Source organism: Methylocapsa palsarum (assembly GCF_900114285.1).
GTDB classification, from domain to species: Bacteria; Pseudomonadota; Alphaproteobacteria; order Rhizobiales; family Beijerinckiaceae; genus Methylocapsa; species Methylocapsa palsarum.
In genome coordinates this window covers 26,267-37,541 of sequence record NZ_FOSN01000014.1, presented here as the reverse complement: position 1 = coordinate 37,541, position 11,275 = coordinate 26,267, and the positions used below count along the sequence as shown (strand labels likewise).

10 protein-coding genes are annotated in these 11,275 nt (G+C 62.2%); 6 read left to right on the top strand and 4 right to left on the bottom strand.

Features of this window, described 5'->3' with window-relative positions:
- Positions 1–1,299 carry a ferredoxin:protochlorophyllide reductase (ATP-dependent) subunit N gene (locus BM177_RS14485; RefSeq protein WP_091684892.1) on the bottom strand — a complete coding sequence of 433 codons (1,299 nt, stop codon included), beginning with the start codon at positions 1,297–1,299 and terminating at the stop codon, positions 1–3.
- On the bottom strand, positions 1,296–1,835 hold the full coding sequence (bchF, locus tag BM177_RS14480) for a 2-vinyl bacteriochlorophyllide hydratase (RefSeq protein ID WP_091684890.1): 540 nt from the start codon (positions 1,833–1,835) through the stop codon (positions 1,296–1,298). Before bchF ends, BM177_RS14485 begins: the two co-directional genes overlap by 4 nt.
- A 461-nt stretch (positions 1,836–2,296) precedes the next feature.
- Here bchF and BM177_RS14475 point away from each other — a divergent pair, with 461 nt between their 5' ends.
- A complete protein-coding gene (locus BM177_RS14475; RefSeq protein ID WP_175492621.1) occupies positions 2,297–2,998 on the top strand; it encodes a cobalamin B12-binding domain-containing protein in 702 nt (233 codons plus the stop codon).
- A 57-nt stretch (positions 2,999–3,055) separates the two neighbouring features.
- A complete protein-coding gene (gene ppsR / locus BM177_RS14470; protein WP_244532352.1) occupies positions 3,056–4,465 on the top strand; it encodes a transcriptional regulator PpsR in 1,410 nt (469 codons plus the stop codon).
- 156 nt (positions 4,466–4,621) lie between these two features.
- On the opposite strand, the gene BM177_RS14465 is transcribed toward ppsR, so the two are convergent.
- Positions 4,622–5,335: a hydratase gene (locus tag BM177_RS14465; RefSeq protein ID WP_342028921.1), complete on the bottom strand. Its 714-nt coding sequence runs from the start codon at positions 5,333–5,335 to the stop codon at positions 4,622–4,624.
- A 146-nt stretch (positions 5,336–5,481) separates the two neighbouring features.
- Entirely contained in the window at positions 5,482–7,026 is a 1,545-nt protein-coding gene (gene crtD, locus BM177_RS14460) for a 1-hydroxycarotenoid 3,4-desaturase CrtD (protein ID WP_091684884.1), read from the bottom strand.
- Positions 7,027–7,141: 115 nt separating this feature from the next.
- Here crtD and BM177_RS14455 point away from each other — a divergent pair, with 115 nt between their 5' ends.
- The 4 genes from BM177_RS14455 (at position 7,142) to BM177_RS14440 (ending at position 11,270) form a co-directional block, all read left to right on the top strand.
- Positions 7,142–8,008 (top strand): polyprenyl synthetase family protein, encoded by an 867-nt coding sequence (locus BM177_RS14455; RefSeq protein WP_091684881.1) that lies wholly within the window; start codon positions 7,142–7,144, stop codon positions 8,006–8,008.
- Positions 8,005–9,228, top strand: coding sequence for a methyltransferase (locus tag BM177_RS14450; RefSeq protein WP_244532351.1), 1,224 nt, complete (start codon positions 8,005–8,007; stop codon positions 9,226–9,228). Before BM177_RS14455 ends, BM177_RS14450 begins: the two co-directional genes overlap by 4 nt.
- 84 nt (positions 9,229–9,312) lie before the next feature.
- Positions 9,313–10,254 carry a chlorophyll synthesis pathway protein BchC gene (bchC, locus tag BM177_RS14445; protein WP_091684878.1) on the top strand — a complete coding sequence of 314 codons (942 nt, stop codon included), beginning with the start codon at positions 9,313–9,315 and terminating at the stop codon, positions 10,252–10,254.
- Positions 10,251–11,270, top strand: a complete 1,020-nt coding sequence (locus BM177_RS14440) for a chlorophyllide a reductase iron protein subunit X (RefSeq protein ID WP_091684876.1) — start codon at positions 10,251–10,253, stop codon at positions 11,268–11,270. Before bchC ends, BM177_RS14440 begins: the two co-directional genes overlap by 4 nt.
- The last annotated feature ends 5 nt before the right edge of the window (positions 11,271–11,275 follow it).

The window sequence follows — 11,275 nt, the reverse complement described above, 5'->3', positions numbered from 1 at the left end:
CTACGCCTTCAGCCGGTTCTGACGATCGAGCGGCCGGGCGAAAAGCTCGGCCAAGTCGCCCGCCTGTTCGTAGCCCTGGATCGGAGTGAACAGGAGTTCGATCGACCATTTCGTGCGCAATCCCTCGGCCTCGAGGGGATTGGCGAGCCCCAGTCCACAGACGGTCAGATCAGGTTTCGCCGCCCGACACCGATCGAGCTGGCGATCGACATCCTGTCCTTCGCTCAACATGGTCCCGGCGGGCAACAGCGACAGTTCCGCAGCAAGGTGCTGGCGGTGCAGATAAGGCGCGCCGACTTCCACAATCCGCATCGAGAGTTCACGCGAAAGGAAACGCGCGAGCGGCGCCTCGAGCTGTGAATCGGGGAAGAAAAAGATGCTTTTCCCGGCAAGACTCGGGCGATGCCTCTCGAGGACGCGGCCTGCCCGCTCGCGCCCCGCCGCGGTCGCTGCGTCGAACGTTTCTTCGTCGACGTCGAATTGGTCCGCGGCGGCCTGCAACCAGGCCGTCGTCCCTTCGGCGCCAAGAGGGAACGGCGCACTGATCCGCCTCGCACCACGATTTTCGAGCGCGCGCGCGGTTTCGGCGAGAAATGGCTGCGCCAGCAGGAGACGCGTATTCGGCCCGACCGGAGGCAAATCCTGACTGTTTCGGGCAGGCAGAAAACGAACCGGAGCTATGGACATAGCGGCGAAAAGGCGCGTGAATTGATCCTCGACCACATCGGCCAGGGCGCCCGCGATCAACAGTGACGGCGCGGCCCCAGGCGCCTCGGCGGGAAGCTCCGGGACGAGCGAGGCAAGGCATGCGTCCTCTCCTTGCGTGAAGGTCGTTTCGATGCCGCTGCCGGAATAATTCAGAACGCGCAATCCTGGCGAGAAGACTTTGGACAACCGGGCGGCGGCGCGCGAAAGATCGAGCTTGATGACTTCCGACGGACAGGATCCGACAAGAAAGAGAAGACGGATGTCCGGCCTCCGCTCGATCAGCTTGGCGACGACACGGTCGAGTTCATCGTTAGCGTCGGCGAGGCCGGCGAGATCGCGCTCATCAATAATCGCCGTCGCAAATCGCGGTTCGGCGAAGACCATCACGCCAGCCGCGGATTGGATCAGATGAGCGCAGGTTCGAGATCCCACAACGAGGAAAAAAGCGTCCTGAATCTTTCTGTGCAGCCAGACGATTCCGGTCAGCCCGCAAAAGACTTCCCGTTGTCCGCGCTCACGCAGAATGTTCTGCTCTGCGGCAGGCGCGGACGCGGTCGCGATGGGGGACGCCAGCGGCGTTTGCGCATTCATCGCGCGCCCTCGAAAGCGCCGCCCTCTCCGGCCTCCACTTCTTGTCCGGATCGCCAGGCCTGCTGGAGCCGCGCCGCGCGCAGCTTCAAGAGAAACTGGATCGCGTTGACGGCGTAGGATGCGTAGGCGGCGAGGGCGAGGAACATCAATTCTCGATCGGACATCCAGCCGAAAATGAGCGCGAAGAGGTAGAGCGTGTGCAGCGCCAGCACGAGCATGCTGAACACATCTTCCCAGAAAAAGGCGCGAGCGAAGAGATAGCGGCCGAAGACGGCCTTCTCCCAAATCGATCCTGTGACCATGATGGCGTAGAGCGCGAGGGTTTTGACGACGATGGATGCGATCGCGAGCGAAAGCCCTGCTCCCGTGGCGAGATAGCGCAGCACCAGCCCAAGGCTGACGAGAAAAATCGCAAATTGCACGGGCGCCAGAATTCCCTGGACCATCGTCCATGGCGAAGCGTCGCGCCGGCGGCGTTCTTCTGGCGAATAGAGCGGGGTTCGCCCTTCATTGCCTGCGCTCGATCGTTGCGACACCCGAACCCTCCGCTCATGCGTCTGAGTTGGTTGAGGCTAAATCGACATTCCCGCGACTGTCAATAATTTCTTACGTCTATTTTTATTTACACAGGGTCTTGACAAAAATCCTTTCCGGACGAAACTTTAATTTCGGTTCAGGCATTTCCACGCCTTGAGGGCTGCGAGCGTCTCTTACGTCCTGCCGCCAAATGCGCATAGATCACGGCATAAACTAAAGAAACTCATCAGAGTTCGCGCCTAAGGCGCCAAATCGTTGGGGGGCGGGGATGGCGTGTTACGATCCCAATTTGTTGACGACCCAATTTGACGCGCAAATCTGCGGCGGCCAATCTCAAAGCCGGAGAATCATCAACCGGCGCCAACATAAGGGGTCACGACAAGGCTCGAGGGCGGATCTCGAACATACCATAGAGACAGAGATACTCCCGCGTTTGATGTTGGCGCACAAGCTGCGCTCGATGCGTTCCTTAACCCTACCCGATGCGGCGGAACATTTCGGCGCCAGAATTGATATCGAAAAATTCGCCCGTCTCATCATCGCAAAAAATGCCGACGAGTCCGACGCCTTTGTTGACGCGCTTTGTGAGAACGGCGCCTGCCTGGACGCCATCTACCTCGATCTTCTGTCGCCCGCCGCCCGGCGCCTTGGTAAATTATGGGATGATGATCTTTGCGCCTGCGCCGATGTAGCCGTCGGCCTCAGCCGGTTGCATCATATCCTCAGCAGACTAAGTCCAAGCTTCGTCGGCGAAGGCGAGACCTTGGGGCAGAAGCACAGGGCGGTCATGTCGACGCTGCCGGGCGATCAGCACACGTTCGGAATCGTCATGGCGGCCGATTTCTTTCGGCGCGCCGGCTGGGACGTCATCGGTTGGCCGCTGGCCACGGGTGACAGGATCGAGGAAACCGTCCGTTGCGACGCGTTTGATTTGGTCGGGCTTTCGATCAGCGCGGAAAGGCAGCTTGACCTCGCCAAAACCGTCATCGAAGCGGTTCGCCGGGCCTCGCGCAATCGTATGATCGTGGTCATGGTGGGCGGCCGGGTTTTCAACGATCATCCTGAATTCGTCCGGCAAATCGGCGCGGACGGATCGGGGGAACACGGACTTCAGGCGGTCGAGAGAGCCGAAAATCTCGTGGCGCAGTTGGCCCATCAATGATAAGTGAGAGGCTTAAATCGCGCTTGATGAAGGGATTCCTGAACAGCGATGGAGATTATGGCCGCTACGCGGGAACCACTGAAGGACTCACTTGGAGCCCTCGATGCGGTGGATTCGTCCAAGCTGATCGCGGCGATAGCCGATGTGGCTCTTGTGATGGACAGCAAGGGGCTTATCCGCGACGTCGCATTCGGAAATGACGTTTCTTCTGAAGATGCGATAGAGGGATGGCGAGGCCGGTCCTGGATTGACACCGTTACCGTTGAGAGCCGCCCCAAGATCGCTGAGATGCTGCGCGACGCCGCCGCGAAAAACCCGCCAAGATGGCGTCATGTCAATCACTATTCTTCGACGAGCGGCGAAGATCTTCCGATTCGCTATTTCGCGATGCAGGTCGGCAAGAACGGCCGCGTCATCGCGGTCGGCCGCGATTTGCGCGCGCAGGTCAAACCGCAACAGAAATTGATGGACGCCCAGGTGGCGTTGGAGCGCGAAACCTGGCGCCTGCGAGCGGCCGAGACGCGGTATCGGCTGCTCTTCGAAATCTCCTCGGAAGCTGTTTTGATCGTGGATGCGGCGAGCCTTAAGGTCGTAGAGGCCAATCCCGCCGCTGTCCGGCTCGCCGGCAGGAGCGTTCGGCGGATCGTGGGTCGATTGTTTTCTGATCTGTTCGTCTCCGGCGACGCACCTGCGATTCATTCGCTCCTGACGGCGGTCAGCGTCGCGGGACAGGGCGAGAATGTTCAGGCGCGGCTGACGGACGGCTCCGCGGAATGCATGATTTCCGCCTCGCTTTTCCGCCAGGAAAATTCTTCGCATTTCTTGATTCGCCTCGCGCCTCTTCGCGCCGAGATCCGGGAGCCGGATCTGTCCTCGACGAAGTCCGCGCTGCTGCGTATGGTCGAGAAGCTTCCCGACGGTTTTGTTGTGACGGACGCGGACTGGCGGATCCTTTGTTCGAATCCCGCCTTCATCGATATGGCTGATCTCGCGACAGAAGAACACGCTCGCGCCCTCTCTCTCGATCAATTCGTCGAGCCTGACGGGGCCGCCTTCAGCGTATTGACATCGCACCTTCGTGAACATGGATCGGTGCGCAATTTCGCAACAACCCTGCGGAGCCTCCATGGGGCGGCGGAGTCTGTGGAAATAACGGCGGTTGCGGCCCCGGACGGCGATCAGCCGTGCTTCGGTTTCACGATCCGGCGCGGCGGACGTCCCCAGGCGATCAACCCGGCCGAGCGTCCGACGCCTCGATCCGTCGAACAATTGACCGAACTTGTCGGCCGGGTTCCGCTCAAGGATCTCGTTCGCGAATCGACCGATATCGTCGAACGGCTCGCGATCAAGGCCGCTCTTGAACTCACCAGGGACAACCGCGCCTCGGCGGCCGACATGCTCGGCGTCAGCCGTCAGAGTCTTTACGTGAAGATGCGCCGCCACGGGCTCGGCGAACTCGACGGATGACCCCTGCGCTTTACGCTCTTTTTGAGTTGGGTCTGAGTTTCGGGGTCGTCCTGGCGCTTGGACTCTGGCAGCTTCATTGCCTGGCGCGCGCTGAAAAACGCAAAGCGCCTCCAGGAATCGACGAAGCAGCGTGAGCCATCCTTGTGCGCCGGCGGCTTACAGCACAGCGCGCGGCATACGAAACGGCAGCAGCAGCTTGACCCAGCGCGTGCGAAAGCGATCCAACGAAAGGCTTTCGTGCATCGCGACGACTTTTTCGCCGAGCAGCTCGGTCGAAACAACGGAACGGGCGTAAAAAGGCGCGTTTTCGAGCGTTCGAAGCACCTCCGCGCGCCCGTCTTTGTGTTCCGAGCGCGTCGAACGGGCGACGCCCCAGCCGACCGGCGGCAGACTGGTTCGCGGCGGAGGAGCAAAAGGCCGCGCCACGCCAGACGGATCGAATTGCAAAGCCAGTCCACGCTCTTCGCCGTTGCGGCATGTGACGTCATAGAGAACCGCCGCGCCTTCGCGCAGATTGGCTCTCGACCAGTCCCATCGCGTGAAGGCGTCTTCGAGGGGTTCGACCCCATGGTTGCAATCTAGATAGGCTTCTCCACGCCAGCGGAGCCGTGGATATTCGATGTCAACTTCGATCCTCGCCCTCGGCGCGATTGGGCGCCACCAGTGCCGGGACGCGCTGTCGAGCGGAAACTCGGCTTCAGTGAGAGCGTCTGGCCGGACCCGCACAACGCCGCGGATTCGCGAAGGAAGCGGCGCCGTCCATTCGTCAATTCTGATTGTCAGGACGCCGCCGTCCCATTCGAGCGAGCTGGGGCCGATTTCGAGCCTTTTTTCGGAGCGCGCAATTGCGTTCCGGCCGCGCTCGGTCATCGCCCATCGGCTGCCGCGTTGGCCATAGAGCGCGACATTGAGCGCGCAATGATTGAGGGGGTCAAATCGTTTCGACCATGCGTAGTAGGGAGAAAAGACGCTGCCGATGAGGGCGATGATCGCGAGGCCCTGCTCGCCATTGTCGCTCAGCGCGTCGACATACCACCAGGCGTAGCCGCCGGGTGGAACCGGCGCGTCGAAGCAAGGTCCGCCAGCAGGCTCGCCGCCGCCGTCCGGCCGGACAAAGCCGCCATCGGCACGCCCGGCCCCGGGTGCGTGCTCCCCCCGGCGAGATACAGGCCTGGAATCCTCGTCCTTGCCCCCGGCCGCTGGAACGACGCCCGCCATCCATGCGACGCCCGGCCATAGAGCGCTCCTCCGGTCGCCGGAAACAGGCGTTCGAACTCGTTCGGGTCCGTGACGACGCTCATCTCCGGGCGCATCCGTACGACAAGGCCGCAGCGCTCCAGGCGGCCAAAGGCGCGCTTCTCGCATTGCTCGATCTCCGCTCTGGTGAACGTGTGGGAATCGCCGGTGGGGGGAGCGTTGACGAGGCACAACAGGCGCTCTTCCCGACGAGGCCCGGAAGGCCCGCCGTCCGCGCGATCCTGCGCGCAGACATAGACGGTGGGCTCGGACGGAAGGAGTTTACGCCGGAAGATATCGTCGAATTCAGCCTCGTAATCGGTCGAGAAAAAGACATTGTGCCGGACAAGGGGAAACCCTTCCGGCTTCGCGCAGATCGCCCAGGTCACCGCGGACAAGGAGCGCGCCGGACAAGGAGCGCCCGCCGCGGCCGTGCGGACGCCTTCGCCGAAATGCCCGCCCGCGAGCGCGTTGACGTCGGCGTTCACGACCACGGCGCCGGCCTCGATCAGATCCCCGTCGGCGAGACGCAGGCCGGCCACGCGGCCTCCCGATACAATGATTTCTTCGGCCCGTCGCCCATACTGAAATGAAACTCCCCGCCTCGACGCCATTTCCGCGAGCGCGGCCGCAATCTTGTGCATCCCCCCTTCAACGATCCAGACGCCCTCCCGCTCCACGTGAGCGACGAGCATCAGGGTCGCTGGAGCCAGGAATGGCGACGAACCGCAATAGGTCGCGTAGCGCCCGAACAATTGTCGAAGCCGCCGATCCTGGAAATGCTGGCTCAGCCGTCCCCACATGGTCGTGAAGGGATTGATGCGGGACAATCCGCCGATGCCGCTTAGTCCGCACCGCGCGACGAGCCCGATCGGATTTGTGCTCGAAGACCGGATGAAAGGCTGCTCCAGAGCCTCATAGATCCGCCGGGCCTCGGCGCAGAAAGCGCCATACCGACGGGCCTCCGCCGCTCCCGCAAACGCCCCAATGGCCTCCTGCGTGCGCGCAATGCTCGAGAATAGATCAAGCCTTTCCTGATCGCTCCATGCATGCCGCGCCAGAATGTCGAGCGGCCGCAAGGTCACGTGATCGTTGAGCGCTTGCCCCGCGGCGGCGAAAAGCTCCTCGAAAACCCAGCGCATCGTCAGAACGGTCGGGCCGGCGTCGATTTGCGCTCCTCCGGCGGAAACCTGTCTCATCTTGCCGCCAGGCGCCAGAGCCTTGTCGATGACGAGAACGTCGAGCCCCTGCGCTGCAAGGTCTGACGCCGCAGCAAGTCCGCCAACCCCCGCTCCGATCACCACGACACGGGTTCTGCTCAACATTGGGCCCGCTTTCCGAATAAAGCCGTTGATTTAGCCGTTCCCATCTGTCAGTATTTTATTACACTTAAAAATGTCAATGTAAATTGACCTCGGAGGATTACGCAGGAGTTGAAACATGGACGCAAAAACGCGGATCGAACTTTCGCTGGAACGGGCCATGGCGCAAATCGAAACGCCCAAGGCGCCTCCCAAACTCGCGGCGGCGATGCGGTATGCGGTCTTTCCCGGGGGCGCCCGCGTGAGGCCGAAGCTCTGTCTTGCTGTGGCCTCCGCCTGCGGCGCTGAGGATTCTACAGCCGCCGCCGCCGCGGCCTCAATCGAACTTCTGCATTGCGCCTCCCTGGTGCATGACGATCTGCCGTGTTTCGACGATGCGGCGACAAGGCGAGGAAAACCTTCGGTTCATTCGGCCTTCGGCGAACCTCTCGCCGTTCTGACGGGGGACGCGCTCATTGTCCTCGCCTTCGAGGCGCTGGCGATGAGTCTTGCGTCTATGCCGCAACGACTTCCAGCCTTGCTGACGACCCTCAGCCGCTCCGTTGGAATGCCCCTTGGCATCGTGGCCGGACAAGGCTGGGAGAGCGAACCCCATGCCGACCTCGTCGCCTACCAGCGCGCAAAAACCGGATCCCTTTTCGTTGCGGCGACGATGGCCGGCGCCGCGGCGGCCGGCGCAGATCCCGAATCGTGGCGCCTTCTCGGCGAGCGGATCGGGGAAGCCTATCAGATCGCGGATGATATTTGCGACGTCGCCTACAGCGAGGCCGAACTCGGCAAGCCGGTCGGCCAGGATGCGGCGCTCGGGCGCCCGAACGCGGCGGCGCAACTCGGGATCGGCGGAGCGGTCTCACTGCTCAAAAACCTCGTGGAGCAAGCCGGAGAATCGATCCCCGTCTGTCCAGGCGCCGACGCGCTGCGGAGCCTCGTCATGCTGGAGACCCTTATGGTTCTGCCAAAAGAACTTCTGCAAAGGGCCGCGTGAAAATTTTCGAGGGAAGCGCGCAGAGCGGAAGGGATCCCGCCGGATCGTCAGCCCGGAGCGCGCTATCGCCAAAACGCAGCGACGCGTGTGGAACGATCGCGGACCAGCTTTTCGCATGGCGCGACGGCCTGCTTGGAAGCCCACGGTTCCAGCGATGGGCGAGCGCTTTCCCGCTCACGCGTCCGATCGCCCGCACGCAGGCGCGAGCCTTGTTCGACGTCTGCGCCGGATTTGTCTATTCGCAAATCCTGTTCGCCTGCGTCCAGCTGCGGCTGTTCGAGATCTTGTCCGATGGCCCGAAGACCATCGAGGACTTGTCGATCCGCCTTGCGCTTTCGCCGGCGGCGACGGAGCGGCTTCTCGAAGCCGCCGTATCCCTTGGCCTCGCCGCGCGGCGAGGAAAAAGCCGCTATGGGCTAGGCGTGTCGGGCGCCGCCATTCTCGGCAATCCCGGCGTCGCCGAGATGGTCGAGCACCACGCGCTGCTCTATGCCGACCTCGCAGATCCGGCGGCGCTCTTGCGCGGGGAGCTGAACGAGACGAAGCTTTCCCGCTTCTGGGCTTATCCTCGCGCTGAATCCGCCGCCGCCCTGAAATCCGATGAAGTCGGTCCCTACAGCGCCCTCATGGCGGCGTCGCAGGCGTTCGTCGCCCATGACATTCTGGCCGCCTGGCGGTTTAAGCAGCATCGTCATCTCCTCGACGTCGGCGGCGGCGAAGGCGCCTTCCTCGCCACGGTCGCGGCCGCTGCGCCTCATCTGCGGCTGACGCTTTTCGATTTGCCGCCGATCGCCGTCAAGGCGCGAATAAAGTTCGACGCCGTAGGTCTTAGCGCGCGCGCCGACGCCGTGGGCGGCGATTTTTTCAAAGACCCCTTGCCGCAAGGCGCCGACGTGGTGTCCCTCAACAGAATTCTTCATGATCATGACGACGCTCGCGTTCTCGTTCTCCTGCGCGCCGTTCGAGACATCCTGCCGCCGGATGGCGCGCTCCTCGTCGCCGAGCCCATGGCCGATGCGCCGGGGGCGGAGCCGGTGGGCGCCGCTTATTTCGGCTTCTATCTGCTCGCAATGGGATCGGGGCGGCCTCGCACGGCCGAGCAATTGACGCATTTACTCAAGATGGCCGGCTTCGACGCCGTTCGCAAAGTCCCGACGCGGCGTCCTTTGATGACGGGACTTCTGGTCGCCCGGCCACGAAAAGGCGGGTCTCGATCGTAACTTTCTATTGACATTTATACTTGTCATTTTATTCTGACACTCAGGCGCTTTCGCACGGCGGCTTAACGGCAAAACGGATCTCTCATGGACGCCCTCGCTGTTGTTCTTGAAAAACCTGAACGCCTCGCCATCAACCGGCTCGACCTCGTTGCTCCCGGCGCCGACGATGTGGTTGTCGATGTTGAATGGAGCGGCGTCAGCGCCGGGACCGAGCGTCTGCTGTGGTCTGGCCGAATGCCTCACTTTCCCGGCATGGGATATCCGCTCGTTCCCGGCTATGAGGCGGTAGGCCGCGTCACGATGGCCGGGTCGCGCTCGGGCGCGGAAATCGGCGCATTCGTATTTGTTCCGGGTTCTCATTCCTTTGCGGATGTGCGCTGTCTTTTTGGCGGCGCGGCTTCGCGGGTGGTGGCGCCAGGCGCGCGTATTTTGCCGATCAGCGAAAGTCTCGGCGAGCGCGGCGTTCTTTTCGCCTTGGCGGCCACCGCCTATCATGCGCATTCGGGTTCCAACCGGCGCCAGCCGGATCTCGTCGTCGGCCACGGCGTCCTGGGACGCCTGATCGCCCGCATCGCATTAGCGGCAGGCGCCGAACCGCCCGTCGTCCATGAAATCGACCCCGTGCGTCGCCAAGGCGCAACCGGCTATAAAGTCATTGATCCCGCGGATGACGATCGCTCCGATTATCGCTGCATTTGCGATGTGAGCGGCGCGCCCTTTCTTCTTGACAATCTGGTCAGCCGCCTCTCGCCCGGCGGCGAGATCGTGCTGGCGGGATTCTATGACCAAAGGCTTTCGTTCGACTTTGCGCCCGCCTTCATGCGCGAGGCCTGCATCCGCGTCGCCGCGCAATGGCGACCCTTTGACCTTGTTGCTGTGAGGGATCTTGTCCAATCCGGACGTCTTTCCCTCGATGGATTGATCACTCATGGCGAGAAGGCTGACCAGGCGCAAAACGCCTACATGACCGCCTTCCAGGAGCCATCCTGCCTGAAAATGATTCTGGATTGGAGAGCCTGCCAATGAACGCTCCTGTCAATCACGCCATGCCCGCTCAGCCCGCCGATGCGATGAGGGATCAGCTCCGGGCGGAGGCGGCGATCGAACCCGCACCGGTCGCGACAGAGCCGCCCTCGAAGTCTACCCAGATCATAGCGATCTACGGCAAGGGCGGCATCGGAAAAAGCTTCACCCTGGCGAACCTTTCCTACATGATGGCGCAGCAAGGCAAAAAAGTCTTGCTGATCGGCTGCGATCCGAAGAGCGATACGACCTCGCTTTTGTTCGGCGGGCGCGCCTGCCCGACCATTCTTGAAACATCCTCGAAGAAGAAGCTCGCTGGCGAGGATGTGGAGATCGGCGACGTCTGCTTCAAGCGCGACGGTGTTTTCGCCATGGAGCTTGGCGGCCCGGAGGTCGGCCGCGGCTGTGGCGGACGCGGCATCATTCACGGTTTCGAACTCCTGGAGAAGCTCGGCTTCCACGAATGGGGCTTTGATTACGTCCTGCTCGACTTTCTGGGCGACGTCGTGTGCGGCGGCTTCGGCCTGCCCATCGCCCGAGACATGTGCCAAAAGGTCATAGTCGTAGGTTCGAACGATCTCCAATCCCTCTACGTCGCCAACAATGTTTGCTCCGCGGTGGAATATTTCCGCAAGCTTGGGGGCAATGTTGGCGTAGCGGGACTTGTTATCAACAAGGACGACCACACTGGCGAAGCCCAGGCCTTCGCGGCCAGTGTCGGCATCCCGATTCTGGCCGCGATTCCCGCCAACGACGATATCAGAAGGATGAGCGCGAATTACGAGATCGTCGGCCGGCCTGGCGGTCAATGGGCGTCTGTGTTCGAGGAACTCGCGACGAATGTCGCCACCTCGCCTCCCCTGCGTCCGACGCCGCTCACGCAAGATGGCCTGCTTGCGCTTTTCAAGGGAGAGGCCGTCGGCCGCGGAATCATCCTCGAACCCGCGACCGTCGCCGACATGACCGGAAAAACAGAGTTGGAAAAGAAGTCGCTTGAAGTCGTCTACGACAACGTCTGATTTGC